This is a genomic window from Desulfoluna sp. CLI2B (assembly GCF_056847375.1).
Map to the genome: position 1 here is coordinate 5,255,066 of NZ_CP186557.1, position 26,728 is coordinate 5,281,793.

Consider the following 26,728-nt stretch of genomic DNA (forward strand, 5'->3'; position numbering starts at 1 on the left):
TCCAAGGCTTGTGGGATAATTTGCATAAACCACCAACTTATGTATCGGGCGAAGCCCGAGCCGAAGGCGCGTGCACATTTTTCTGAGGAACGAAGGAAAATGCGCACGCGCAATCCGCTTTCGAGGTGGCTCCACCTCGCCGCCGGAGGCATGATTTTTCCGGCCACTTCGACCATAGAAGGCTTAGCTCATGACTTCCCCTTATCCGATCATGATGTCCTCTTCGGCCCAGCGGTGGGGGGGGGCGATGTCGCGGCTGACGGCCACGGCAATGGCCATGGGGCCGAGGCGGCCGACAAACATGAGGAGGGTGACGCAGAGGCGCCCCGGGGTGGAGAGGGTGGGGGTGACGCCCATGGAGAGTCCCACGGTGCCGAAGGCGCTGACGCTCTCAAAGAGGAGTTCAAGAAAGCGGCCGCGGCTTTGGGTGTGGGCAAGGCTCCCCATCTCGCTGGAGAGGAGCACCAGGGTACCGAGGATCACCACGGCAACGGACATCATCATGAGGTGGGTGGCTTTCTCCACACTTTTGGCGGGAATGGTCCGGGAAAAGGCAGAGACGTGAGCAGCCCCTTTGAGGCGGCTCCGGCCCATGAGAAAGAGGGTGGCTGCGGTGGTGGTCTTGACCCCGCCGCCGCAGGAGCCCGGCGAAGCGCCGATGAACATGAAGATCAGTGACAAAAAGAGGGTGCCGTTGGCCATGGATCCGAAATCAAGGGTGTTGAAGCCCGCGGTGCGAAGGGTCACGGACTGAAAAAAGGCGGCCAGGAATTTTTCATGCATGGGCAACGGGGCCAGGGTGTTGCGCCACTCCAGGAGCAGGGTAACCAGGGTCCCTGCAAGGAGGAGGATGGCCGAGGCCGTGACCACAAGGCGGGTATGGAGGCTGAGCCGCTCCCAGCGCCAGCGCCCGGGGCGCAGCCGCCCCTGGAGCTCTGAAACAGCCAGAAAGCCCAGGCCCCCTGCGATGATCAGAAAGGAAATGGTGCCGTTGACAAGGAGGTCCCCCCGAAACCGGGTCAGGCTGTCCGGGTAGAGGGCAAACCCGGCGTTGCAAAAGGCGCTGACGCTGTGAAACACCGCGAGCCACAAGGCACGGGCTGCGGTGGGGGAGACCGGGTAAAACCGGATAAAGAGAAAAAGCGCCCCCAGAAGCTCAATGGTGACGGTCACCCGGATCACGGCCCGCAGGATATCAGCGGGGCTCTTTTTCCCGCTGTGGGTGAAGCTGTCCTGAATAATGAGGTTTCCGGCAAAGCCCACCCGTCCCCGGGCGCCCAGGATCAACAGGGTGGAGATGGTCATGATGCCCAGGCCACCCAGCTGGATCAGGGCAAGGAGCACCCCCTGGCCGAAGAGGGTCAGGGTTGAGGCCACATCCAGCACCGAAAGGCCGGTGACACACCCGGCCGAGGTGGCGGTAAAAAGGGCATCCACAAAGGAGAGGGACCCCGTGCGGGACGAGGCGGGGAGCATCAGCAGCAACGCGCCGATGGCGATCATGGACATAAAGGATAGGATGAGGCGGCGGGCCGGGGATTGAGCGCAACAGCCGCCCGCGGTGTAGACGATTTTCATCCACACTTATGTACCAGAGTGCGGAAATCATGGCAATTGGTGACGTTCTGTTCCTATTCAGATTGCCTTCTATGGTCAATGAGGAGTCAAAAAAAACAAAAAAGAGCCTCCGGCGGCGAGGTGGAGCCACCTCGAAAGCTCATTGCGCTTGCGCATTTTCCTTCGTTCCTCAGAAAAATACGCAAGCGCCTTCGGCTCGGGCTTCGCCCGATTCATAAGCTGGTGGTTTGTCCGAGCTGTCCCACAAGCCTTTAAGGGCCAGGACTCGCTATCGTAACCCCTTGAGTATCCGCTTTAACCAAACTGACTCCGGCGGGTCGGTTAACGAAGGCGAAGGTGCATGCCCGCCCCTGGGCTTCAGCCCTTTTTCCCGCGCATGGGCGTTGCCATGGCCGGTCGGCGGCGGTCTCCTTCGGCATAGCGCCGGTCCTGGGAGACCCGTTTCTGGGCGGCCCGCCGCTCCCCTGCGGTGCGGCGGTCGATGGAGAGTTCCAGCACCTCCACCATGTCGGAGACCAGGTGGATGGTCAGGGCCTTCACCACCTTTTTGGGCAGCTCGGCCAGGTCCTTTTCGTTCTGGCGCGGCAGGATCACGGTCTTGACTCCCACGCGGTGGGCGGCCAGCACCTTCTCCTTGACCCCGCCCACGGGCAGCACCTTGCCCCTTAGGGTGATCTCTCCGGTCATGGCCAGGTTCTTTCTCACCACCCGGTTGATGAGAAGGGAGACCAGGGCCGTCATCATGGCCACCCCGGCCGAAGGGCCGTCCTTGGGAATGGCCCCTGCGGGCACATGGACATGCAGGTCGATGCCCTTGAAGATCTCGTCGTCGATGCCCAGGCCCCTGCTGTTGCTCCGCACAAAGGAGAGGGCGGTGCTCACCGACTCTTTCATGACGCTGCCCATCTGGCCGGTAAGGTTGAGGCCCTTGTTTCCCTTCATGGCCGTCACCTCAATGTAGAGGATCTCGCCGCCTGCAGGGGTCCAGGCCAGGCCCATGACCACGCCGGGCACGCTGATGCGGTCGTTGACGTCGTGGCTGAACTTTTCCGGGCCCAGGAACTTGGGCACGGTGACCACGTTGACGGCCACCTTCTCGGCCTCCTCCTGGGCGATGAGGGTGGCAGCCCCCCGGCACACACCGGCCACTTCCCGTTCCAGGTTCCGAAGGCCAGCCTCCCGGGTGTACCCGGAGATGATCTTTTTCACGGCCCCTTTGGTCATGGAAAAATTCCCGGCGGAAAGGCCGTGGGCCCGCCGCTGCTTGGGGATCAGGTAGCGGTTGGCGATCTTCACCTTCTCATCGTCGGTGTAGCCGGGCAGCTCCAGAACCTCCATGCGGTCAAGAAGGGCAGGGGGAATGGTATGGAGCACGTTGGCCGTGGTGATGAACATCACGTGGGAGAGGTCAAAGGGTACGTCGAGGTAGTGATCGGTGAAGGTGTGGTTCTGTTCGGGATCCAGCACCTCCAGAAGGGCCGATGAGGGGTCTCCCTGGAAGCTGTTGCCGATCTTGTCCACCTCATCCAGAACCACCACGGGGTTGCGGGACCCCACGCGCCGGAGCCCCTGGATGATCCGCCCGGGCAGCGCCCCCACGTAAGTCCGCCGGTGCCCCCGGATCTCGGCCTCGTCCCGGACCCCGCCCACGGCGATGCGGATGAACTCCCGGCCCATGGCCCGGGCCACGGAGCGCCCCAGGGAGGTCTTTCCCGTGCCCGGAGGCCCGGCAAGGCAGAGAATAGGCCCCTTGGAGGCCTGGGTGAGCTTGCGGACGGCCAGATACTCTATGATGCGCTTCTTGGGCTTGCTGAGCCCGAAATGGTCATCGTCCAGCACCTTTTTCGCCCGCACGATGTCCAGGTTGTCCACGAGTTGTCCTTGCCTGCCACCGCGGGGCGGAGGTGGCCCACTCAAGGTAGGTGATGGCCACGGTATACTCCGACGACGAGGGGTGCATGCGCGCCAGGCGAGAGAGCTCTCGCTCCGCCTCCTTTTTCGCCTCCTCGGGCATGTTGGCCGCATCGATGCGGGCCCGGTATTCGGACACCTCGGCCGCGTTTTCGCCCTCTTCCCCCAGCTCCTCCTGCATGGCCTTGATCTGCTGTCGGAGATAGAACTCCTTCTGCTTGTTGCTCATGTCCTCCTTGACCTGGGTCTGGATTCGGGTGCCGATCTCCAGGATCTCAAGCTGGTAGTTCACCAGCTCCGTCACTTTTTTCAAGCGATCCCGGACCCGGGAGAGCTCCAGCACCGCCTGCTTCTCCTCAAGCCCGACGTTGATGGTGGAGGTGATCATGTCCGCCAGGGTGCCGGGGTCGGGAATGGAACGGGCCATCTCCCCCAGCTCCTGGGGCAGGGCCGGGGTGAGCTTAACCACTTTCTGGTACTGGGTCAGCAGGTTGGCCGCCATGGCTCCGGCCTCTTTCTCGTCCATGCGCATGTCGTGGATCAACTCCACACCGGCGCGGAGAAAGGGCCGCTCCTGAACGTAGTCACGGGTCCCGAACCGCCCCATGCCCTGGACCATCATCTGGATCTTGCCGTCGTCCTCTTTGGCCATCTTAAGGATCATGGCCACCGTTCCCACCTGGTGGAGTTCCGAGGGGATGTGGCGCCCTTCGGGGCTCGTTTTCTTGGACAAGAGCAGCCCGATGATCCGGCTTCCCTGCATGGCGTCTTCCACCAGATCCGAAGCAGCCCCTTCCGTGGCCTGAAGCGGCAGCACCATCTTGGGAAAAAGGGACACATCATAGACGGGGAGAATCGAGAGCTCTTCCGGGATCTCTTCAGGTGCCAGGGTCCCGCTGGAACCGTGGACATGGTCGCCTCCAAAATCAAGAACAGGGGAAAAGCACCCTGCGGGTTGTGTGACCCACCCCGGGAAATCAAACCGTTACGGGGAAGGATTTTACATGGCGTGTGGTGTGCATTGTCAGGTGGGTGTGCTATAACGCTCGACAAGGAAGAAGAGAATGAAGATAAGAAACGCGTGATCCGGTTTTAAGGGAGTTGCCGGCGGAAACGCCGGGACACGGCAACGCAGAAAGCGACCGCCTGAAAGGGCTTCAGCCCCAGGGTTTCAAGCCAGCTCGCCACGGGTACCGCTTGCAATCAATCCGGCAACCATTGAGGTGACGACAGGACGCACTTCGACCTGCGGTGCTCATGGAACCAAAACAAAACCTTTGGGTTGGATTAAATCGCCGGGTTATCAATAAATACCACGTTCCCAGGATTGATGTAAAGGAAAGATGGGCCCAACCCCTCGCAACATAAGCACAATCCCATCGGGAGCCCGCCCCCCTTCGGTCGTTCTGTCGGCCCACTATTTCCTCTACTTCGGCATGATGGGCATCTTCCTGCCCTTCTTCAACCTCTTCTGCCACAACATCGGCCTGTCCGGCTTTGAAATCGGGGCCATCAACTCCACCCGCACCGTGGTCATGGTCCTCTTCTCCATCCTCTGGGGGGCCCTGGCCGACCGCCTTGCCCTGAGGCGGCCCGTTTTCATCCTCACCAGCTTTCTAAGCGCCCTTGCCTTCGGGGGCTACCTCTTCACCGACACCTTTCTGCCCATGCTGGGCGTCACCGTGGTCTATGCCCTCTTCTTCGGCCCGGTCATCCCCTTTCTGGAAGCCTTCACCATGGAGGCCCTGAACCGCCCCGGCGCAGACCCCAACGCCTACGGACGCATCCGGGCCTGGGGATCTTTGAGCTTTATCGGGGTGGTCATGCTCATGGGCAAGGTCATGGAGATCGGCTCCACCCGCCTTGTGCCGCCCCTGATCCTCCTGGCCTCCCTGATGCTTGCCCTCTGCACCCCAGCCGTGCCCAGGGACCTCTCCCCCCTGAGGCCCGCCGGTGCCTCGGAGATAAGGAGCCTCTTCAACCGCAGGACCCTGGGGTTCCTCCTGGCCAACTTCCTCATGCTGGCCGGCCACGGCACCTATTACGGGTTCTTCTCCATTCACCTGGAACAGACGGGGTACGGCCCGGGATTCATCGGCCTGGCCTGGGCCCTGGCCACCCTTGCAGAGCTGGCCGTCATGACGGGTTCGTCCCGGATTTTCAAGCACCTTCCCATCCACCGGGCCCTCTGGCTTGCCTGTCTCCTGGCGGCCCTCCGGTGGGTGGTGCTCTTTGCCTTCACCTCCCCGGCGGCCATTCTCCTGTCCCAGCTCCTCCATGCCGCAACCTACGCCCTGTTTCACATTGCCTGTATCCTCTACACGGACCGCCTCTCCACCCCCGGCAACCGCACCGTGGCCCAGGTGGCCAACAACGCCGTCTCATACGGGCTGGGGCTCATGGCAGGCTTTCTGGTCAACGGCTGGCTCTACGACCGATACGGGGCCGGCCTCTTTCTCATGAGCGCCGGCATCTCCCTGGGTGCCGCGGCCCTGCTCTTTCTGGTCGCCTCCCGATCCCCGCAGCCCTGACCCTCCCCGCAACAGCACGGGAAATGTCTACCTTTCAGACCTTTTTTCCCAGAAATTTACGGGCTCTTTTACCCCACCATTCCGGTATAGATTGGAGACAAACCACAGCCCGCCACGCACCCCTAAAGGGCACAGAGAGGGAATAAAAACACGCCTTTCAAGCACCCAGCAACAGCCCTGAGGTACCATCACTCACAAAATGCTCTCTGCCCGACCTTTTTTACTCGAAAACTGCCCGGGTGGTAAAAAAAACATCGTTCCGATCCCCCTCCGGCAACTCGTCCTAAATGGGCACGATGACAGTAAGTATATGCAGGCAGGGTCGATTGCTGACCACGGGTCAAAGAAAAAACAATAATTTCACTATTGAAATGGGAAAAATATTTTTTTATATCCGTTTTTTACCCAGATTTTCATACGAGTGGAAAATTATGGCGGACGTTCTTGATTTTTTACTCACCAAGGGGGATAAAATACCATGGAACATGACTCAGGCAAAGGTAAGCAGGTTGTAAAGTCCATCGGCAAAGCCATGCAATTCTGGCGAAAACTGGAAGGCCATGACCAGAAGGACTTTTCTGAGGTGATCGGCACCTCTCGCTCGTATGTGGCCAAGCTGGAAAACGGCCACGTGGGTGTCTCCATCAATCGCATCGCTGAAATCGCGGAAGCCCTGGGCATCTCGCCTTACACCCTGATGCGCGGCGTACCCGAAAAGGAAGAACTTGAAGCCCTCCTGGACCTCTATACCGACGACGACCTGCGGGTCACCAAATCGGAGATGGAGGATCTCTTCTGCGAGCGGCTCCGCAACCACCGGGTCCCCAGGGAATATTACATCCATCTGCTGGAACTCTTCCGCTCGGGAAAATACAACAGGGTCGCCTAAAGCGCCTTGGCCCGCCCGTCTCAGGGGCGGGACCCTTTTGCACACACAAGCACTCGGCCCGGGACACCCGCCCCGGACCGACACCAAACGGCCGCCACGATGATATTCAATGGGCTCCGACACGACACCAAAGGAATTGGGGTCGGGCCCATTAGCTCGGCAGCAGCCCGCAGATAACCGCGCAGCCTGCCCCCGAGCCCCTTCCCAGGCCCATCAGTCCACGGCCCGCCCGGCGGCAAACCCCTCATGCACGGCATCAAAGGCCAGTGCGATGCCCCCGGCATCCCCCACGACGACACAGGGGATTCCCTTTGCTTTCACCACCCATTCAAAGGGATTTACCGGAACAGCCCCCGAGGCCAGGACCACGGTGTCTGCAGCCAGGACGCCAATCTCTTCCCCGCACTGAACGCGAACCCCCTCATCGGTGATGGCAAGGGCCCGGGTGCCGGTACGGACAGCAACACGGCTTCGTCTCATCTCCTGGAGCATCCCCCACCGCGTGCTTTTTCCAATGTCCCGTCCCACGCTGCCTTCCATCTCGATGAGCACCACCTTCTTGGAGCCTCGGGAGGCCAGGGCCCTCAAGGTCTCCGGAGACTCCCCGCCGTTAACCAGCAGACACTTCACGGCCTCGGCCGAAAGCGTCCCCTTCTCCGCCAGGAAAAGAGCCGTCTCCACCCCCACGGCCCCCCCGCCCACAATCACCACCTGTTTCCCGGTACGGGCCCTTCCGGCCAGGACATCCCAGGCCTGCACCACCTGGGGACTGCCCACCCCGGGGATGGGCGGTGTCAACGGCTCTGCCCCGGTGGCCAGGATGACATGGTCCGGTTTTTCCGCATCGATGAGGGCCTCGTCCACCGCGGTATTCAGCATCAGGCGGATGTCCGTGGCCGCCAGCTGGTTGGCCAGGTCCTCGGCCAGGGTCAGAAACTCGCGCCTTCCCGGAGGTGCCGCAGCCAGGTGCAGCTGCCCGCCCAGACGCGCGCCCTTTTCATAGAGGGTCACCACGTGGCCCTTTGCATGGGCCGAAAGGGCCGCGCTCATCCCGGCGGCGCCCCCGCCGATCACCATGACGCGCCGGGGCTCGGCCGCCTTCAGGGGAGGGGTTTCCCACTCGTGACCGGCCCGGGGGTTGCAGAGGCACTCCACGTGCTTGAGCTTGAACAGGTTGTCAAAGCAGCCCTGGGCGCAGGCAATGCAGTGGAGGATCTCATCTTCCCGGCCGGTGCGGGCCTTTTCAGGAAGGTCCGGGTCGGCAATGAGGCTCCGGCCCATGGCCACCATGTCGCAGCATCCCTCGTCGATGAGCTCCCGGGCAACGGCCGGGTCGTTGATGCGGTGGCTGGCGATGACGGGCACCCCCACCTTCTCTTTCACGTTGCGGGCAAGGTAGCCGTACATGCCCCGGGGCACATTGGGGGTAAGCTGGGGCACCCTGGCCTCGTGCCAGCCCCCCTTGACGCACAGGGCATCGGCCCCCGCCGCCACCAGCTTCACGGCAAAGGACTCCAGCTCCTCCCGGGGGGTGCCCCCTTCCATGAAGTCGTTGTTGTCCAGGCGTACCATCACAGGAAACTCGTCCCCCACCCGACCACGGATGGCCGCAACAACCTCCAGGCCCAGGCGCATGCGGTTCTCCGGGGAGCCCCCGTATGCATCGTCCCGGGTGTTGGTCAGGGGTGAGAGGAACTCGCTGATGAGGTACCCGGTTCCGGCCAGGACCTCCACCGCATTGAACCCCGCCTGTTTCACGCGGGCCGCTGCGTCGGCAAAGGCGTTAATCACCGCACGGATCCCCTCCGGGGTCAGGGCTTCGGGCACCTCGCCGGTCATGCGGGAGGCAATGGCCGACGGGGCCACCGGGCTTTTGCCCCCCATGAGCAGGGAGTGGCTGTACCGCCCGGCGTGATTAAGCTGCACGGCGGAGCAGGCCCCGTTGCCGTTGATGGCTGCGGCCAGCCGGGTGAGGCCGGGAAGGTGGGCATCCGAATGGGCACCGATGTACAGGGAATTGCCGGATCGCTCGTCCACGGTGGCGTTTCCCACCACAATGAGACCGGCCCCTCCCTTGGCCCGTTCCGCATAAAATGCCACCAGGCGATCGTTCACCAGAAAATCCTCGCACATGCCCAGGTGCATGGCCGGAAGGCAGATGCGGTTCTTCAGCTCCAGCCCGTTGATGCGAATCGGTTCATATATCGGATCTCTCATGGGTCCCCCTTCTTCGCCCGGATATTTCATAAAAAACGACCGAGCCGAAGCAATAAAGCATTATGATAGGTGGTTATCGAGAAAAGCTGAGGCACGTAAAAAAACACACACTATAATTCACGGTTTTCTGCTCGATTTTCTCACCCTTCGGGCCAAACAGGTCTTGTCGGTTCATGGAGCACCCGGTCCCACCTCGGTACGGTGCCCGGTGCAGATACGGCCGCCCATTATTCGTATACGAACTATAAGCCCCCACAGCGGCCGGCCGGAGAGGCGCCACCCTGCATCACACCCAAAAAACCCGGTTGATTCCACCCGTTACAGGAACATCAAACAATCAACCGCGGATCTTCAGAAACAGAAGGCGCCCTCACATGGTTTGTGCACAAAGTATTTGCTTCCCATGGGGCCTGTCAAGGGAAAAAGCCCCCGGCAACTAAAGAGTTACCGGAAGACGGCACTCCAGGGAGACACGCTCTTCCGTCACACGGGCTCGCCACGCCTCGATCTCCACCCCTTTGGATGCCACCTCCCGCAAGGCCCTGCCGTAAGCGGGATCGATGTCGTCGGCCGGGGTAAAGCTCCGGGCGTCGGGTCGCTGAATGAAAAAAAAGATCACGCTGCGCTCCCCCCTGGCCTTGAGCTCAGCCAGGGTGAGCAGGTGTTTTTTGCCCCGCTCCGTCACCGCATCGGGAAAGGCGGCCACCCCGTCCCGTACCAGGGTGCAGTTTTTCACCTCCACGTTGCAGGGGGGATGTCCCTCCTTGTAGAGGACCATGTCGAGACGCGTCCCCTTGGCCACGGTCACCTCCCTGCGCAGGCTGTCGTAGCCGGCCAGGGCCGGTACGGCCCCGGCCTCAATGGCGCGGGCGACCAGCAGGTTGGGAAGCAGGGTGTTGATGCCCACCAGGCAGTCCCCGGCCTCCACCAGCTCCCAGGAGTACGCATGTTTCCTCCGTGGATTGTCGTGGTGGCTGAGCCAGACCCGGGATCCGGGTTCCGCACACCCCTTCATGGACCCTGTGTTGTTGCAATGGGCCGTTACCAGGGTGCCGTCCTCCATGCGCACATCCACGAGAAACCGCTTGTAACGTTTCACAAGCACGCCGCAATACAACTCGGGCAGTTCCACCCAGGCCTTTTTTTCCTCTTTTGACTCACCGGCTGCAGACCGTCCCATAATCCTCCAATACGGTTGTAAAACAAGATAAAATGCATTATGACTTATGCCTTAACGAACAGGCAGTTACGAGATGCCTGCCTGTTCCCCGAGCACGCGCCATTGACACACAATGTTACCGCTTCGGCTCACCTTCTCATCACCCCGGGCCGGCGTCAACACCCGAGGCAGCGGCCCGCAACAACCCGGCGGGATCACCCGCCACCTCCGGCAAGGAGAGCCCCATGCCCCTCTACAGCCTGAAAGAGCACAGCCCCTGCTGCCACCCCTCCGCGGTTCACCTGGCAGGTTCGGTGGTGGCCGGACGCGTCACCCTCGCCGAAGAGGTCTCGGTCTGGTTCAACACCGTTATCCGGGGCGACGGCGATACCGTCACCATCGGCGCCCGCACAAACATCCAGGACCTGTGCATGCTCCACGTGGACCCGGGCCGTCCCCTTGCCGTGGGGGAAGGGGTGACCGTGGGCCACCGGGCCATTCTCCACGGGTGCACCATTGAATCGCACTGCCTCATCGGCATGGGCGCCGTGGTGATGAACGGGGCCCGCGTGGGTACAGGCTCCGGTGAAGCCCTGATCGCCGGCTCCGTTGTCCTGGAACAGGCGGTGATCCCCCCCTTTTCCCTTGTGGCGGGGATGCCGGGCACCGTCAAGAAAACCCTCTCCGAGGAGGTGCTGGACGTGATCCGCGCCTCGGCCGAGATCTATGTGGAAAAGTCCCGCATCTACGGCCAGCCCCGCCTCTTCAAACCCATGGAGTAAGGCATGAAGCCCCTTTCCGCAACCCTGGCAGGGCTTCAGCGCCACTGGGCCCCGATTCCCGAGGCCATGCTGGCCGACTTCAACACCCACGTACGGCTCACCAACGCCAAGCGGCTCAACCTCGTGTTTGCCGCGGTCATCGTGGCCACCACAGGCCTCTCTTCGTTCCGGGCCATCATGGCCCGCAGGCTCGGCCCCCCCGACCACCACGGCCTCTTCCTGTCCATGGGGGCGGTGATCATCGCCACCGCCCTGACCCTGCTACTGATCCATCGGCGCATCGACCACCGCAAAAAAGGATGGCACGCCCCCTTTTTGCTGGGAATGACCGTCTTCAGCCTGGGCGGAACCCTCTCGGTGGTGGCGGGCGTGGAGTACGCCTCGGTGGGCGGGATCACCCGGTTTTACCTGACCATCTTCGGCCTCTGCACCGCCCTGATCCTCCCCCCCGGGCCCTTGATCCTCTCCTTTGCCTGGACCTTCACCTGCCTGTTGGCCTCGGTCCGGGTCACCCAGGGCTCCCTGAGCCCCTTTCTCCTTGAAAACATGCACCTCATCGGCCTCTTCCTCCTGGGCGGGGTGATCTCGCGCACCGTGGCCACCACCTTTATCCGGGACTACCTCCTCTTCCAGGAGGTCACCCGGTCCAACGAGGAACTCAGGCGGGAAATCCGCGAGCGGGAAAAGATCATGCGGCGGCTCTCCCGATCGGAGCGGGAGTTCAAAAATACCTTCAAATACGCCCCGGACGCCTACATCCTCACCGACCCCACCGGCAAGGTGAACCGCGTCAACCGCGCCGCCCTGGAGCTCATGGGCAGGACGTCCAAGGGGGTCAAGCACAAGCGGCCCCATGAATTCAAGGTCCTTAAAGGCGACAACCTCTTCCAGGTGGAGCGCATGCTTCGCGAAACCCTCATCTGCGGCCGCTCCGGGCCCTGCGAACTGGAAAAAGTCTCCCTCAAGGGCTTCAGAGACATCCACCTGGAGCTCCATGCCTCCATGCTCCACGTGGACAACCGGGAGATGATCCTCATCATCGCCCGGGACATCACCCAGAGAAAGGAGGGGGAGGCGCTGCTGGAAGAATCACGAAGGCGCCTGGAAGAGCGGGTCACGGAGCGCACCGAAGAGCTGGAGCACATCAACATCCGCCTCAAAGGGGAAATCAACGAACGCATCGCCACCGAAGCGGCCCTGGCCAAGGCCGAAACCCACTACCGGCTCCTGGTGGAGAACATGAACGAAGGACTGGCCATTTTCGATACCCAAGGGCGCTTCACCTACATCAACGACTGCCTCTGCGCCATGACAGGCTACAGCCGGGAGACCCTCACCGGCAAACTGGGCTCCTTTGTCATGTCCCCGGAGCCCCCTTCCCTTTCCAAGGAGAAGCTCACCACCCAGGCCCGTGGGGAACGCACCTCCTACGAGGCCCGGCTCACCACGGCCTCGGGAAAGACCCTTCACATCCAGATCTCACCGGAACCCCTTGTGGACAAGGAGGGCACCAACCGGGGCAGCTTTGTGGTGATCACCAACATCACCGACCTCAAGGCGGCGGAGCGCCAGATCCGAACCCTCTCCCAGGAGCTGATCAAGGCCCAGGAAAACGAGCGCCAGCGCATTGCGCGGGACCTCCACGACAACGTGGCCCAGAACCTGGCCACCCTGAAAATCGGCTGGGACACCCTCCTGGACGGACTCTCCGAGACCAACCCCGTCCTCCTGGAAAAAACCCGGGCCCTGTCTCGGCTGCTTCGGGGCTCCATCGACAGCATCCGGGGCCTGGCCTACAACCTGCAACCCCCGGAGCTGGAGCAGCTGGGCCTCATCACGGCCATCCGGCGTTACTGCGAAGAGCAGACCACCCACTTCAACCTGCCCATCGACCTATTCACCGCAGGGGTCCAGGAACTCAAGCTCTCCTACGACACCCAGATCAACCTCTACCGCCTGGTGCAGGAAGCCCTCTCCAACGTGCGCAAGCATGCGGACGCCACCCGGGTGACCATCCGTCTCACCGCCTCCCACCCCCACCTTATCTTAAACGTGGAGGACAACGGCCGGGGGTTTGTGGTCAACGAACGCCTCACCGAAGCAGTCAATGAAAAGCGCATGGGTGTCCGAAGCATGGAAGAGCGCGTGAGCCTCCTCAAGGGCACCATGAAGCTGACCTCGTCCCTGGGCGCGGGCACGCGCCTGCGCATCGAGGTCCCTGCCGAGCGTACCGTCCGGGAGCGCACCGTGGCCTGAGGGGCTCGACAGCGCAGCCCAGGCGGTGGTACACTTTTGGATCAACCACCATTCGCCCACGGGCAAAAAAGGACCCCGACATGAACAAGCTTCAGTTTAACGACGAACTCCTCTCTTTTATCGGCGCGTCTCCCACTCCCTACCATGCCGTGGCCCTTCTGGTGAGCCTCTTTGAACAAAACGGCTTTGAGCGGCTCCACGAAACAGACCGATGGGACCTGCGCCCCGGAAAGCGCTACGTGGTCACCCGGAACGACTCCTCCCTCATCGCCTTCACCACGGGCCGCAGCCCTTTCTGCGACACAGGCATCTCCATGGCCGGTGCCCATACGGACAGCCCCTGCCTGAAGGTAAAGCCTTCTCCCGACATGCAAAACAACGGCGGCAACCGCCTGGGGGTGGAGGTGTACGGCAGCCCCCTGCTCACCACCTGGTTCGACAGGGACCTCTCCCTGGCCGGGCGGGTAAGCACCACCCGGGACGGCGACAAAAATCCCCGTGGCGCAACAACACATCCACCTGAAACGCCCGGTGGCCGTCATCCCCAACCTGGCCATCCACCTGGACCGAAACGCCAACAAGCAACGACAGGTCAACCCCCAGACCGAGCTGCCTCCCCTCACGGCCCTTCCGGGTGAACTCCCGGGAGATCTCCGCGCTCTGCTGCAAAAGGAGCTGGCCACCATGGAGATCGTCGTGGACAGCGGCTCCATCCTGGAATACGAGCTCTCCCTCTACGATGCCCAGCCCCCGGCTTTCCTGGGTTGGGACCGGGAGTTCATCACCGGAGCCCGCATCGACAACCTGCTCTCCTGCTTCACCCTGGCCCACGCCATGGTGGGGGCCACGGATGAAGCGCCCAGCCTGGTGGTGTTCAATGATCATGAGGAGGTGGGAAGCCACACCCCGGCCGGGGCGGGCGGAAACTTTCTGGTGCAGGTCTTGGAACGGCTGATCCCGGACCCGGAAGAGCGGGCCATGGCATCGGCGCGCTCCCTGATGGTCTCTTCGGACAACGCCCATGCCGTCCACCCGGCGCACCCGCAAAAATACGACCCCGACCACAGCCCCCGCCTCAACCGGGGCCCGGTGATCAAGTACAACGCCAGCCAGCGCTACGCCACGTCAAGCACCACCGCAGCGTACTTCAAAGAGATCTGTCGGCGCACCGGGGTCCCGGTCCAGGCCTTTGCCATGCGAAACGACATGCCCTGCGGCACCACCATCGGCCCCCTGACAGCCGCTGCCACCGGCATTCCGACCCTGGATGTCGGGGTGCCCATGCTGGCCATGCACTCCATCCGGGAAACCGCCGGGTGCGAGGACGCCTTTTACCTGTACCGGGCCATGACCGAATTTTTTCAAACCAGGGCGTAACCCGTCAGCGCCAAATGGCCTCCGGCGGCCCTGCCGGAGGCTTGGCTTTCGAAAAATTCGATAAACAGATCGTGCGAGGGCCTCGTTCAGGCCGAAAGAGATCGACAAGCCGACTGTTTTGTCGGTACGGAACGTTTTTGTAGAAGATTTTATCAAAAAGAGCCCCGCCCGAGGCAACGGAATCGTTACGCACAGACGTGATGAGAGATGGGTCTAAAGGGGAAAACGTGTGTGGGGAGAAGAGAGGTATCCGGAGAATTCACAGGCGGGCCCGCGCCCAGACAAAACAGTGCCACACGCGTGGGCGACGAAACCCTTGCGTGCTTTGGTTCAGGAGAGAGTTATGGCGTTTGGAAGACGCGGACCCCGGCCTGTGAAACCGGATATGCAATACAAAAGCAGAGCATACTATATATGAATACGACGGCCATGATGGCACCGCCCAAATGGGGCGAAGCCGGCACATCATATGGGTGAAGTGAAACCTTTTTCAGGATTTTTACGCAAAAAAAAACCGAAAAAGAAGAGAAATGTGGCGTCCCCAAGGGGATTTGAACCCCTGTCGCCGGCGTGAAAGGCCGGTGTCCTGGACCAGGCTAGACGATGGGGACGCAAAGATTTCTTTTCTCTTTCAGGTTTGTGGCGGGAGTGACGAGACTCGAACTCGCGGCCTCCAGCGTGACAGGCTGGCGTTCTAACCAAACTGAACTACACCCCCGCAACCTAAAAAGGTTGTCAGGTGGTGCCCAGGGGCGGAATCGAACCACCGACACGGGGATTTTCAGTCCCCTGCTCTACCGACTGAGCTACCTGGGCTCACCAAACGAGAGAAGGTTTAAAGAAATTTGCCCATGGTGTCAACCAAAAGCTGCGCTTTTTTCGCAAAAAAGTGACCTTCCAATTAAAAATTGCATGATTGCGACCGGTTACCACACAAAGAAATTTACGACTTCAAGGCCCTTCGGCCCCTAACGCCGGAGGCTTCCGGCGATTGGTACCCCGCACCCACACACATTGCGTCACCCATCAGGGAACACGCCTGTCCCGCAACGCCCCCTTCCCGGGGACGCCCACCCTCCGGGAAGGGAAAAAGCGGATGGGCGACGCCCCTGCTCCATAGTCCTTCGGTCGGAGGTGCCCGAGAGCCCGCCTTTGGGTCAATGAAGGCCAAATCCATTTTTTTTGGATTTTGGGGTTGACTCCGCGGAAGGGATGGGGGTATAAAGTCTCCCGTGCTGAGCGGGAATAACTCAGTGGTAGAGTGCAACCTTGCCAAGGTTGACGTCGCGAGTTCAAATCTCGTTTCCCGCTCCAACATGACGATACAGCCCCCGGATCCGCAAGGATACGGGGGCTTTTTTGTTTTGGTCTTTAGACTTTTGCCCTCCGCGACCTTGCCATGCTCCCAAGGCCCCTTTCCCTGTGTCCCCCAACCTGTGATATAAAAAGCATTCCGGTACCGGCTGCCCGGTCCCCCGAAGCAACGCACCCTCATTATTTATGGAGACGCCAATGGAAACCCAGGTATTCAACGCGCAGGACAAAGAGGCAAAAACCTTTGACAACGGCCCGGCCAAAGGGGTCACCGGCCGCATCCTCATCGGCCGGGAAACAGGGGCCGAAAACTTCTGCATGCGCTTGTTTGAGCTGGCCCCGGAGGGCCACACCCCCAGCCATACCCACGACTGGGAACACGAAATCTTCTTCCACGAAGGCTGCGGGGAGGTCCTGGCCAATGGCACCTGGACTCCCGTAAAAAAAGGATCCGTGGCCTTTGTGCCCGGCGGCGCACCCCATCAGATCCGAAACACCGGCACCTCTCCCCTGACCTTCGTCTGCCTCGTCCCCAAGGGCGCACCCGAGCTTTAAAAAGCCCTGCCTTCTATGGTCAAAGCTGCTGAAAAAAAGCATGCCTCCGGCGGCGAGATGAGCCACCTCGAAAGCTGATTGCCGTTGCGTTTTGTCCCTCGTTCCTCGGGCCAAATCGCAACGGCCTTCGGCTCGGGCTTCGCCCGAAACATATGCTGGTGGTTTTTACGAGCGATACGACAAGCCTTGGTTACCGGTGCGAAAAATGATGTTACCGGGAAGTTTTTGCGGAGCTTTTTTCAAAAAGCGACCCGCCGGAGGCCTATTAATACCCCAGCTCTTCGCCCACGATGAGGACGGTGACGTCGGTGAGCATGGGTTTGCGGTGAAGGATGGTGGTGATGTTGCAGATGCGCATGGGGGCGTTGCAGTCGGAGCAGACGCCGGTGACGGCGCAGGGGGTTTCCACCCCGAGGCTCTTGGCCCGCATGGGACCAGCCACCTCCCGGATGCGGCGCAGGGCCCCGTGAAGATCCGAGGCAATCTTGTTGGTACCGGCCACCACCACCACGCGGGAGGGGCCGAACGCCATGGCGCTGGTGCGGTTGCCGATGCCGTCCACATTGATGATCTCCCCGGTCTCGCTCAGGGCGTTGGCGCTGGTAAAAAACAGGTCACAGCCCTGCTGGCCCTTTCGCATGGCCAGGGTCTCGTCATAGGAGAGGTCGGGCCTGTGGTGATCAAAGAGGGTCTTGCCCATCTCTGCGGCCAGGGTGTGCAGGCCCAGGGACCGGACAGTATCCGAACCGCCGAACCCTACGGTGGCGGCAGCCTCCAGCAGGGGCTTCACGTGTTGGGTCACCTCCGCCCCGCTCTCCAGAAAATGGGCGTCAAACCGGTGCTTAACAAGATTCTCCACGCAGCGGTGGGCCCGCCTCTCCAGCAGCCATGATTTTTCCTCTGAGGTCATGGGTCTCTCCTTTCCATCAAGGGTCTCGTTGTTATCGGGGCATCTCCAGGATCACGGTGTGGCGCACGCGGTAGACGGTCCCTGTGGGCGTGAGTCGGCTCTCATACAGGCAGACCCGGTCCATCTCCCACGCAAGGGGCATGATACGCCCACGGGCAAGCCCGGGCAAGGAGACGCCCGGATTTCGCACGCGGCCCAGGGTCACATGGGGCGTAAAACCTCGTTTCTCCCGGGGCACGCCCTCCCCAAGGGCCCACTCCGCCACACATTCAGCCAGCTGCAGCAAAGGCTCTCCGCCCGCCACCCCTGCGGCCACCACACGGGGCCGACGGGTTCCGGGCAGCAGGAGCACCCCGTCCACACGGGCCGCCAGAGCCGGCCAACCGGCCAGGGCGTCGGCAAGTCCCCGGGAGAGCTCTACCAGGCGCCCCGGGGGCAGCTCCCCCAGAAATTTCAGGGTCAGATGAAGGTTGGCTTCAGCCACCCACCGCACCGCATTTCCGGGAACGGCCCGGGCCAGGTCCTTCCGGGCAGCCACCAGGTGCCTGCGCACCCCGGTGGTCAGGGGAATTCCCACAAACAGGCGACACATCGATTCATGGGCCATGGCAGCTCCAGCCTCAGGGAAGGGGCAGTCCTTTTCCCCTGGGCTCTTCCAGGACCAGGTAACCCTCATCGTCCATGGCGGGGTAGGGTTTGCCCTGCTTTTTATAATAAGGAACCAGCCGGGGGTAGCCCCACTCGAACAACAGGGTCCGGTAGGTCTCGTCGTCCATGGAACGCTCGTCGTACATTCCTTTTTCCTGGCGCTGCCTCTGGGCTTCATACAGGATCAGGGCCGTTGCCACGGAGACATTGAGGGACTGCACCATGCCCAGCATGGGCACGATGATGGACCCGTCGGCCTTTTCCACGGCTTCGTCGGTGATGCCTTCCAGCTCCGCCCCCACCACAAGGGCCGTGGGCTGGGTAAAATCCACGGAGCGAAAATCCACGGCCTCCTCGTCAAAATGGGCACAGAGAATGCGAAACCCCTTGCGCCTTAAATGGCCGTAGGCCTCATCCACGCTGCCGTGGCGCCTGACGCCCACCCACTTCCGGCTCCCGCTGGCCGCCCTGGGCCGCAGCACCACATCCTGGATCTCGCTGATGGCATGGGTCTCGAACACCCCCACCGCGTCGCAGCTCCGTGCCACGGCCGCCAGGTTATGGGGTTTGTGCACATTCTCCATCACCACGGTCAGATCCATCTGACGGCTCGTGAGGATGGCCTTTAACTTTTCAAAACGTTCCGGTGTCATCCGCGTTGTTCCATTTCATATCCATGTAACCATTCAGCTCAAGGCAGCCCTCTTTGGTCATCGTTGCAATAAAAGCCTCCGGCGGGCCGCTTAAAAAACGCCGCAAAACCCTTCCGGGACGCCCCTGTTTTGTAACACGCCACGCATAAAAAAGCATGCGCCCCGACGGCCTCGCCGTTGGTCAATCCTCTGAAACCTCCCAACAAACACCCCAAGGGCCACTTCGGGGCCGGCTTAGGGCTCGAAGGGCCGGTGCATTGCCGAGCCAGGGACCTGATAGGCCGGCGGAAGGCTCTTGAAGAGCCGGGGGTCTCCCACCCCGCCGCCCTGGGCGTGGGCCAGATCGGCCACGGGCAGGCCCACGGACTGCACGGAAAAGAGGTTGGCGCCTTCCTGGCGATAAAGGGTCCGCCGCCAGGGTTCGTAGTAGGGGGAGACCGCCAGGCTCCCGCCGTAGAAACCGGTGTTGCAGATCACCACGTTGCAGAAGAGGGTTTTGGAGAGGGCATCGGCCAGATGATAAAAGGAGTCGATGTCCCGGTTGTAGGCCAGAACAAAGAGGTGGTGGATCCGTCCCCGGTAGATGGCGTAGCGTTCCACGTCCATGAAGTCGTAGCAGATGCACACCCCGATGCGCCCGTAGGCACCGGCATCGATGATCCACACCGCCGGGTCGGGCACAAAGGTGTTCCCGCTTTTTTGGATGCCGCTGGCCTCCGGAGGGGCCATAAAGCTCTTGCCGAACCAGAAGGTGCTGCACCGCCCGGCCCTTCGGGGGTTCAGCCAGTGCCTGGGAACCGTAACCACGGCCCGGTTGCGCACCTGCCGGGCCGCGGGGTCCACCAGGTAATCCACGCCCGTGACCACGGCCACCCCGCTTCGGACGGAGAGGCGTTTGAGGCTCTCCAGCCGGTGCACGGGAAGAGCCAGCTCCGGCATGATGATAAATGACGGCGCAGGGCCCGCCTGGGTGAGAATCCGGAACCCCTCCCGGATCTGGTGCCAGGCGCGATCTCCCTCGGCCCGGCTCATGCGGGGACCGTTGCGCCAGGCAGCCCGGGCATCGGTGGTGGTCTGGATAAAGCCCACCCGCATCATGGGCCGATACTCGCCCCGGGCAAAATCCCGGGCCGCGGTGGCGTGGTGAACCATGGAGACGGGTATCAGCTGCCGGGCGTGGCGGGTGCGGCCTCCGGCCTGATGGCCTTCCAGGGCCTGCATGGCACGTTCCAGCAATTCCATGAACTCGGGCAGCGCTCCGCACACGGGCGGATCAAGCCTTGCGTCGTCCCCTTGGGGATCGGCCCCCTGCCGCCTTAGGATCAGGGTCTCCAGCTGCCTGGGCTCCAGCACCCCCAGCAGGAGCCGCCTTGTTTCAGATGAGATGGAAAGGGACTCCACGAGGCCGTGAACGGGCTCATCCGTCAGATGGCCGAAGGCATGGGCCAGCCCCACCGGCAGGTCAAAGCGTCGCCGAAGGATGCCCAAAAGCAGAAGCGCCAGGCCCCGTGTGGCTTCCCAGTCCCGGGCCTTGTCTCCTAAGGCCTCCACCGGCGGCCCCCACGGTTCGCCTTGGATGTCGGGCAGGACGCGGGGCAGTTCCTCGGTCACCTGGTGGCGCCAGGCATCCCAGGAGGCTCCCTCGCTCCCATGGCCTGCCCAGGACAGCGGAACAAAGACCTCGTTAGGCCGGAGAAAACGAGGCCCCTGTGCCATAAGCCCACGGCACGCTTCCCGCACCACAAACAGGGCGGTCCACTCCGAGGCCCGGGGGTCGAACCCCTCAGCCGAATCCGGGGTCAGCCCCCCGACCCACTGCATCAGGGAGATCTCCCCCGGTGCAAGGGAGGGGGCCTTGTGACCCGAACCGGAAGGCACCGGCCCCCGGGAACGATGCCTGGCCATGAAATGCCGAAAAGCGGCGACGCCTTCGGGGTCCGGGTCTGCGGGCAACCCTTTGGCCCGAAGCGGAGCCAGCCCCGCTTCCACAAGGAGTTCCCCTGCGGCGCACAGGGCCTCCCCCAACGCCTTTCGCGCCGAGTCCACCCAGGCAGGACCCGTTGCCCCAAAGGTGAGCCCTTCCCGGGCCACGGCCTCCAAAAAACCCCGGGCATCGGCCCTGTAGCTCTCCAGGCGCCGGGCATCCAGAATCGTCTCCATGCAGATCCCCACTTCACGGGCCATGCGCCCCAGAACCAGGGCGGTGAGATATGGGGCGTGGTCCCGGTCCAGGGGAAGGCGATCCAGCAGTGGGGCCAGGGAGGTGAATCCGCTTCGGCGCATATGGCCCAGGGCCCGGCTCCAAAGGGCCGGCACCCGGGGATTGCGCTCTGCTGCCTCCAGGAGGACCAGCAGGCTCCGCCGCCTCTGGCGAACCGATGCCGCACGCTGACGGTAAAGGCGATGCCCCGCCTCTGCCTCGGAGACCTCGCCGCCGACCCGCTCCAGGGAGCAGACCACCGAGTGGTCGGGCTCCGAGGCATGGGCAGCCCGTCGCGAAAGAAGGGCCGAGGCAAAATCGATGCGCAGGCGCTCGGAGAGCCCTGTCCCGGCAAAGGGGTCGAGAAGCAAGGTCTCAAGGCGGGCGATGTAGTCCCGTTTCCCCGCGCGGTCAAGGAGGGTGTAGTCGGTGGTGTGGATAGAGGCCATGGCCTCCACGGGGCGGGTCACTTCAGGCAGGGGGTTGATGGCGTCCAGCCGCACCCCGTGGTCGGAGTCCGCCCCCTTGGCGCCCAGGCCGGGGGGCAAGAGGGTATCGCGGCGGATGATCCCGAGCCCCTCTTCTGCCAGCAGGCTCTCATAAAGGTCAATCCACCGAGTCAGGCGCCGGGCATCCCGCGCAATGATCACGTGCTCCAGGTCATGGCGAAAGTGGGCCACAGCCCCCTTCATGCCCTCGGCCTCCAGAGCGGCCTCTGCGCTGCGGTCCGCGGGCAGCATGCGGACATTGTGGAGAAACCCGGAGACGGCAAGCTCCTCCGGCACCCCGTGGGCCCCGAAGGAGAGCATGCGCTGCAGGAGCTCAACCGTCTCCTCCCCAATATGGGAAGAGACCGAGGCAAACCCTCTGAGCGTTGCGGCCACAGGGTCTGCGGCCCCGGTGTCCAGGGCAAAGCTGGCCCAGTGAAGCCGCCTCACCGGCCCCTCACCCGGGGCCCCGGTAAGGTAGGGGGTTGATTCATCCAACAAAATCCGCCCTTCGTCCCCCCGGAAAAAACCGGGGATATCCAGCTCGCTCTGGAGGCCGGTCATGGCCCGGGTCGCCTGGAGGATATGGCGGCGATAGGCCGGCCAGACCCGTGTGGGGTGGCGGTACAAAAGAGCCGTCTGCGTCGATACCCACCCTTCCCGGAACCGGGCCATGCCCCCGGTGCGATGGATCCACTCGGACCGGTGCAGTCGGCTCCCGTAGCTCCACCGGGGCATAAGGGCTTCCACCCGGGGGCCCATGGCCTGGACCAAGGCCACCCAGAGGACCTGGTCCAAGGTGTCGATGAGGCATCCTGTGCCCGACGGGGTTTTCACCGAAGTAAAGGGACGGGGAGAGACATCGCCGTCGGCAAGCCGTGCCTTCAGCGCCTCCACCACGGCCGGAGCCTTTGCGGCCATGCGGACCAGGGCCCCCACATCCGCCCGCTGCCCGTGCCAGATTTCGTGCCGGGCAAAGGTCGCCGCGTAGAACGCCCCGGTAAAGGTTCTCCGTGTAACCGGCCTCTTCCAACACCCCGCACCCCATGGTTTCCCTCCCGGTAGAACATCCTTGCCGTATTGCCGTTTCTTTTATGTCGGTTACCCCTATACACCGGAAATCCCGAGACATCAACGGCCAATAAACAGCTGCCTTGACACCGCGGCGAGCCATCTTTTATACTCCCCATTTACATGCAAAGTACCTTATAAAAACCCACGGCCCTGCACCCACAGCGCCGATTACTTACGGGCCAGGGCAAAAAGCAACGAGACCCACGGCCAGCCCGGGCCGTCTTCCTCTCTTTCTTTTTCCCAGACCCCATCACCAAGGAGCCCGACCATGACCGATTCGACCATTCTCGATGCCGTAAACGCCTTCGCCGAAAGCTGGACCGAGACGGATACACGCATGAAAGAAGCCTTCCTCAGCCTCAAAGACTACCTGAACACCAAAGAGGGCGTCACCCTGGATTTCCACAGCCGCCCCGGTGTCAGCTACTCCCTCAGGGCACGCCACGCAGCCCAGACCGACCGAGATCTATTCGTCATGGTGGATGTCATTGACGACGACCCGGCCGAGCGCTGGCTCTCCGTCTGCTTTTACGGGGACATGATCACCGACCCGGACGAAGAGGGGGACCTCATCCCCGACGGCCTCAAGGGAAGCGACGGCTACTGCTTTGACATGGACGAGTTCGACGCGGACAAGCTGGCCTACCTCAAGGCCCGCTTTGACGAAGCCTGCACCAACGCAGCGTAATATCGTTCGTAACCTGCCTTCAAGGTGGCACACCTTGCCGCCGGAGGCAGCTTTTCAGGCGTTGAGTCGTTACGTCCGCCCAAATAAAAAAAGGCGGGTGCCCTTTTCGGGGCTCTCGCCTTTTTTTGATCGATTATCAAGCCTGCTTCGTCGGAAATCCGCCGGTATGCGGCTATACCGGAATATCCTTCCGTGTTTTGGGTACCACGATATGCCTCTTTTTCGGGTCTTTGTGGGGGCGGTAAAAAATCGACATGTGACCGATCATCCCGGCCAGGCAGCTGCCCGTGCGCTCCTTCAGCTCTTCGGAGAGTGTCTCCTTGGACTCCTTCTCCTTGAAGTCGATGAACTTGACCTTGATCAGCTCATGGGCGTTCAAGGCCTCTTCCATGGAGAGGATCACGGCATCGGTCACCCCTTTTTGTCCCACAAAGACCACCGGCTTGATGCCGTGGGCCAGGCCCCGCAAATATTTTCTCTGAAACCCTTGTAGTTCTTTCACTTTTTTGTCTCTCCCGGGCCCTTTCGGGCTTTATGGTTCCGGCATCTCGCCGGTGTGTGCGTGACGTACCGATGGCTCCGGCAAAGGAGCCCATCGTATCCGTTGTTCAACCGTCTGTCCGCGGCCTTGTCTTCGAAGCATAACCCCAGCCCAGGGCAGGGGAAACAGCCAAAAAACGCATCATACATTTGCCCGCTTCCCATGGCAAGGCAACCCTGTCAATTCTCCTTGATAAGTCACATTCCGTCTGGTATACTGGTGTTAACTTTACGGTATATCGTTTTCATTTCTGGAAGCCATTACACAGCTCAGCTCAGCTCGAATCCTTCCAAACAGCGATATCTGTCATTAGAGGTTTTATCAAAGCCCCTTCCACACAAGCTGGATCAATCCGTCACAATTCGGAGCTGTACCTTCCTCTATGGATATTTTTGCGCACGATGGAAGTGACCGCTTGCATGCGGGTAAGGGAAGTTTAAACGCAACAATCAGGATTCTTGGACATGATGGACAATAAATCAAAGTTTCTCAAGCTGAAAGAAGGAGAGCGGGAGGCTCGACGAGAGATTCTCATTGAAGCCACCCTGGAACTTTTCGGCAAGAAACCCTTCGATGAGATCGGCGTCAGGGACATTGCAGCCGCTGTCGGCGTCTCCCCCGCATCGATGTACCGGTATTTCCCCAGCAGGGAAGATCTCTTTGTGGAGGCCTTCATCAAGGACCTCCGGGAGATGGAAAAGTGGCTCGGGAATCTGCTGGAATCAAACGAGGAACTCACCCTGGAAGAGTTCTCGGAATCGCTGATCAGGTACCTGATCGACCGAGAGCCCACCTTCCAGATGATGAGCTACCTCATGATCAAGGGGTCCATGACCCCGGACCTGCTCCGCAAATACAACGGCGTCCAGCGCGCCATGCTGAACAAATTTGAGAAGGTGCTCCAGCGCAACGGCATTGCCTGTGCCGACCGCATCCACGCCCACGCCTTCTACGCCTCCCTCAACGGCATCCTGATGACCTTCAGGAACTACCCCGGCAGAACCCGTGAAGAGATCGAAAAGCACGTCAACCGACTCTCCGCCCTCCTCTGCAAGATGCTTCGGGCCGCCAGCATCGACGATTAGCCGCCCGGACCATGCCCGGTTACCCGAGGCACCCCGCCAAGCAAACCAAGCAGGCCGAAAGGCCTGCTTTTTTGTTGGCCAGCCCACCTCACCGAATCCCCAGCTCCGCATTCATATCCGCGCATAGCCCTGTCACCGCCCCTTTCACAGCCTGCCCATCCACCTCAAGAACCGGCACCGCCCCCATGAGGGCGTTGGTGGCCACCACCCCGTCCATGGCAACCAGATCGACCGAAAGCAGCTCCTCTGTCTCTGCTGCTGCTGCTGCTGCGGGATCAGGATCCCTGGAGCTGGGCACCCGCGGGAAGCACATGGGCGAGGCAGGAAGGATCACCCGGTCCCCGGACAGGGCAAGCAGGTTGGCCGTGGCCAGCTCCGACACCGAGTTGTCTCCGTTCATCAACAGAGCTTCATCAGCCCCCATGCCCTCGGCATAGGCCAGGGCCTTGAGGCTCAGAAGGTAGTTCAGGCTCTTGTGATCGGCCAGAGAGGTCATCCGAAGCGAAGGAAAGGAGACCACGCTGAGCCCCGGCTTCTGCACCACCTCCAGGCGGTGGGTATACGGCCGGGCGGTGACGGCCACGTGACCGCCGAAGGCCTGGCTCTGATCCTCCCCCTGCCCCAGCATGATCTTGACCGCCGCGGTCTTTCCGGCAAGCCCGTTGGCCGCCACAACTTCCAGGATAATGGCCTCCCAGGTCAACTCGGGCAGGTCTCCCCCGAAAAGCCCGGACCAGCTTTTGTGAAGGCGTGAAAGGTGGTGACTGAGAAAGGGAACCCTGCCCTTTTCCACACGCAGGGTCTCAAACACCCCGGCCCCGTACTGCACGGCACGGCTCATGACGGGAAACCCCGCCCCTGTTGCCGACGTCAGGCGGCCGTCCAGCCACACCATCGTCTCCCGGGCCTTTCCCTTGCGATGCCCGGTAAAGGCGTTCATGAGGGTCTCTCCTTTGTGGAGGGTCTCATGGAACTCCGCCTCGGGATCGGAGTCGTAAACCACCCCGCCCCCCACGGAAAAGTTCACCCGCCCTTCGCAGAGGGTCGCGGTGCGGATGGCGATGGACAGGTCCATGGTGCCGTGGAAGCTCAGGTACCCCATGGACCCGGTGTAGACATGGCGGCAATCGCTCTCCAGCTCGTCGATGATCTCCATGGAACGGATCTTGGGGCAGCCCGTAATAGACCCACCGGGAAAGGTGGCCCGGAGCAGGTCCACGGCATCGGCGCCGCTATCAAGCTCCCCTTCCACGGTGGAGACAAGGTGAAAGACGTTTTTGTAGGCCTCCACCTTCTTGTGCCGGACCACGGAAACGCTTCCCGCCCGGCACACCTTGCCGATGTCGTTGCGCATCAAATCCACGATCATGGAGAGCTCGGCGTCATCCTTGGGACTGGTCTCCAGCTCCCGCTGCAGGGCCGCATCCTCCTCCGGGGTCTTGCCCCGGGGACGGGTGCCCTTGATGGGCCGGGACTCCACGGCCTGTCCCTCCAGCTTGAGGAACCGCTCCGGGGAGGTAGAGACAATCTGGTGGGAGCCTGCCTGGACATAGGCGAAAAAGGGTGCGGGGTTGGCGGCAAAGAGCTCCGTGAACAGGGCGTAGGGATCTCCGGTAAAGCCCCCTTCAAACCGCTGGGACATGTTGACCTGATAGATGTCCCCGGCACGGATGTACTCCTTGATCCGCTCGATGGCGGCCATGTAGCCGGGCATGTCGAAATTGGATGTGAACCCGCCGATACCGCCGAAGCGCCCCGGGGCAGGGGCAGGGCCTTTGAGCCGCTCCAGGAAGGCCTCTTCGGTGCGGCCCGCCTCTTCCCGGCTCGCCGCCGTCACCCAGAGGGAGGCCTCGCCGTGACGCAGTTTCCGCC

The 26,728-nt window shown here is 61.9% G+C and carries 20 protein-coding genes and 4 tRNA genes; 10 read left to right on the top strand and 14 right to left on the bottom strand.

Annotated elements, in window-relative coordinates; translation table 11 throughout:
- Window positions 1-201: 201 nt before the first annotated feature.
- The 3 genes from ACOYW2_RS24505 to ACOYW2_RS24515 form a co-directional block, all read right to left on the bottom strand.
- Window positions 202-1,578 (bottom strand): TrkH family potassium uptake protein, encoded by a 1,377-nt coding sequence (locus ACOYW2_RS24505; RefSeq protein ID WP_482768273.1) that lies wholly within the window; start codon window positions 1,576-1,578, stop codon window positions 202-204.
- 357 nt (window positions 1,579-1,935) lie between these two features.
- A complete protein-coding gene (gene lon, locus ACOYW2_RS24510; protein ID WP_482768274.1) occupies window positions 1,936-3,450 on the bottom strand; it encodes an endopeptidase La in 1,515 nt (504 codons plus the stop codon).
- Complete coding sequence (locus ACOYW2_RS24515) at window positions 3,404-4,309, bottom strand: LON peptidase substrate-binding domain-containing protein (RefSeq protein ID WP_482768275.1); 906 nt, start codon at window positions 4,307-4,309, stop codon at window positions 3,404-3,406. Before ACOYW2_RS24515 ends, lon begins: the two co-directional genes overlap by 47 nt.
- A 523-nt stretch (window positions 4,310-4,832) precedes the next feature.
- Here ACOYW2_RS24515 and ACOYW2_RS24520 point away from each other — a divergent pair.
- Complete coding sequence (locus ACOYW2_RS24520) at window positions 4,833-6,020, top strand: MFS transporter (RefSeq protein WP_482768276.1); 1,188 nt, start codon at window positions 4,833-4,835, stop codon at window positions 6,018-6,020.
- Between the two features lie 478 nt (window positions 6,021-6,498).
- Window positions 6,499-6,909: a helix-turn-helix domain-containing protein gene (locus ACOYW2_RS24525; protein WP_180137950.1), complete on the top strand. Its 411-nt coding sequence runs from the start codon at window positions 6,499-6,501 to the stop codon at window positions 6,907-6,909.
- Between the two features lie 213 nt (window positions 6,910-7,122).
- Here the strand turns inward: ACOYW2_RS24525 and ACOYW2_RS24530 are convergent, their stop codons facing one another.
- The gene (locus ACOYW2_RS24530) at window positions 7,123-9,126 is read right to left on the bottom strand and encodes an oxidoreductase (protein WP_482768277.1); all 2,004 of its coding nucleotides are present in this window, start codon (window positions 9,124-9,126) and stop codon (window positions 7,123-7,125) included.
- A 436-nt stretch (window positions 9,127-9,562) separates the two neighbouring features.
- The gene (gene sfsA, locus ACOYW2_RS24535) at window positions 9,563-10,306 is read right to left on the bottom strand and encodes a DNA/RNA nuclease SfsA (RefSeq protein ID WP_482768278.1); all 744 of its coding nucleotides are present in this window, start codon (window positions 10,304-10,306) and stop codon (window positions 9,563-9,565) included.
- A gap of 224 nt (window positions 10,307-10,530) precedes the next feature.
- On the opposite strand from sfsA, the gene ACOYW2_RS24540 reads away from it, so the two are divergent.
- The 4 genes from ACOYW2_RS24540 to ACOYW2_RS24555 all read left to right on the top strand — a co-directional run bounded on the left by ACOYW2_RS24540 (window position 10,531) and on the right by ACOYW2_RS24555 (window position 14,700).
- A complete protein-coding gene (locus ACOYW2_RS24540) occupies window positions 10,531-11,067 on the top strand; it encodes a gamma carbonic anhydrase family protein (protein WP_482420368.1) in 537 nt (178 codons plus the stop codon).
- A 3-nt stretch (window positions 11,068-11,070) separates the two neighbouring features.
- Entirely contained in the window at window positions 11,071-13,323 is a 2,253-nt protein-coding gene (locus tag ACOYW2_RS24545) for a PAS domain-containing sensor histidine kinase (protein ID WP_482420369.1), read from the top strand.
- A gap of 80 nt (window positions 13,324-13,403) precedes the next feature.
- Window positions 13,404-13,961, top strand: coding sequence for a hypothetical protein (locus tag ACOYW2_RS24550; RefSeq protein ID WP_482768279.1), 558 nt, complete (start codon window positions 13,404-13,406; stop codon window positions 13,959-13,961).
- Complete coding sequence (locus ACOYW2_RS24555; RefSeq protein WP_482771083.1) at window positions 13,855-14,700, top strand: zinc-binding metallopeptidase family protein; 846 nt, start codon at window positions 13,855-13,857, stop codon at window positions 14,698-14,700. Before ACOYW2_RS24550 ends, ACOYW2_RS24555 begins: the two co-directional genes overlap by 107 nt.
- A gap of 533 nt (window positions 14,701-15,233) precedes the next feature.
- Here the strand turns inward: ACOYW2_RS24555 and ACOYW2_RS24560 are convergent.
- The 3 genes from ACOYW2_RS24560 to ACOYW2_RS24570 form a co-directional block, all read right to left on the bottom strand.
- Window positions 15,234-15,311, bottom strand: a tRNA-Glu gene (locus ACOYW2_RS24560).
- Between the two features lie 29 nt (window positions 15,312-15,340).
- A tRNA-Asp gene (locus ACOYW2_RS24565) sits at window positions 15,341-15,418 on the bottom strand.
- 22 nt (window positions 15,419-15,440) lie between these two features.
- Window positions 15,441-15,516 (bottom strand) — tRNA-Phe (locus ACOYW2_RS24570).
- A gap of 423 nt (window positions 15,517-15,939) precedes the next feature.
- On the opposite strand from ACOYW2_RS24570, the gene ACOYW2_RS24575 reads away from it, so the two are divergent.
- Together ACOYW2_RS24575 and ACOYW2_RS24580 are read left to right on the top strand one after the other, a co-directional pair.
- Window positions 15,940-16,014: transfer RNA gene (locus tag ACOYW2_RS24575), tRNA-Gly, on the top strand.
- Between the two features lie 198 nt (window positions 16,015-16,212).
- Window positions 16,213-16,569: a cupin domain-containing protein gene (locus ACOYW2_RS24580; protein WP_180137957.1), complete on the top strand. Its 357-nt coding sequence runs from the start codon at window positions 16,213-16,215 to the stop codon at window positions 16,567-16,569.
- Window positions 16,570-16,834: 265 nt separating this feature from the next.
- Here ACOYW2_RS24580 and ACOYW2_RS24585 read toward each other — a convergent pair whose 3' ends face one another.
- The 4 genes from ACOYW2_RS24585 to ACOYW2_RS24600 all read right to left on the bottom strand — a co-directional run bounded on the left by ACOYW2_RS24585 (window position 16,835) and on the right by ACOYW2_RS24600 (window position 22,407).
- Window positions 16,835-17,479 (bottom strand): lactate utilization protein, encoded by a 645-nt coding sequence (locus ACOYW2_RS24585; RefSeq protein ID WP_482420372.1) that lies wholly within the window; start codon window positions 17,477-17,479, stop codon window positions 16,835-16,837.
- A 31-nt stretch (window positions 17,480-17,510) separates the two neighbouring features.
- Complete coding sequence (gene thpR, locus ACOYW2_RS24590) at window positions 17,511-18,086, bottom strand: RNA 2',3'-cyclic phosphodiesterase (RefSeq protein ID WP_482768280.1); 576 nt, start codon at window positions 18,084-18,086, stop codon at window positions 17,511-17,513.
- A 13-nt stretch (window positions 18,087-18,099) separates the two neighbouring features.
- The gene (gene trmH / locus ACOYW2_RS24595) at window positions 18,100-18,780 is read right to left on the bottom strand and encodes a tRNA (guanosine(18)-2'-O)-methyltransferase TrmH (RefSeq protein WP_482768281.1); all 681 of its coding nucleotides are present in this window, start codon (window positions 18,778-18,780) and stop codon (window positions 18,100-18,102) included.
- Between the two features lie 234 nt (window positions 18,781-19,014).
- Complete coding sequence (locus ACOYW2_RS24600; RefSeq protein ID WP_482768282.1) at window positions 19,015-22,407, bottom strand: RNA-dependent RNA polymerase family protein; 3,393 nt, start codon at window positions 22,405-22,407, stop codon at window positions 19,015-19,017.
- A gap of 403 nt (window positions 22,408-22,810) precedes the next feature.
- On the opposite strand from ACOYW2_RS24600, the gene ACOYW2_RS24605 reads away from it, so the two are divergent.
- Window positions 22,811-23,230, top strand: coding sequence for a hypothetical protein (locus ACOYW2_RS24605; protein ID WP_482418463.1), 420 nt, complete (start codon window positions 22,811-22,813; stop codon window positions 23,228-23,230).
- Window positions 23,231-23,402: 172 nt separating this feature from the next.
- Here ACOYW2_RS24605 and yhbY read toward each other — a convergent pair whose 3' ends face one another.
- Entirely contained in the window at window positions 23,403-23,732 is a 330-nt protein-coding gene (gene yhbY, locus ACOYW2_RS24610) for a ribosome assembly RNA-binding protein YhbY (protein ID WP_482418464.1), read from the bottom strand.
- 503 nt (window positions 23,733-24,235) lie between these two features.
- Here yhbY and ACOYW2_RS24615 point away from each other — a divergent pair.
- On the top strand, window positions 24,236-24,856 hold the full coding sequence (locus tag ACOYW2_RS24615; protein WP_482418465.1) for a TetR/AcrR family transcriptional regulator: 621 nt from the start codon (window positions 24,236-24,238) through the stop codon (window positions 24,854-24,856).
- Window positions 24,857-24,944: 88 nt separating this feature from the next.
- Here the strand turns inward: ACOYW2_RS24615 and pabB are convergent, their stop codons facing one another.
- Window positions 24,945-26,693, bottom strand: coding sequence for an aminodeoxychorismate synthase component I (pabB, locus tag ACOYW2_RS24620; protein ID WP_482768283.1), 1,749 nt, complete (start codon window positions 26,691-26,693; stop codon window positions 24,945-24,947).
- Window positions 26,694-26,728 lie beyond the last annotated feature (35 nt).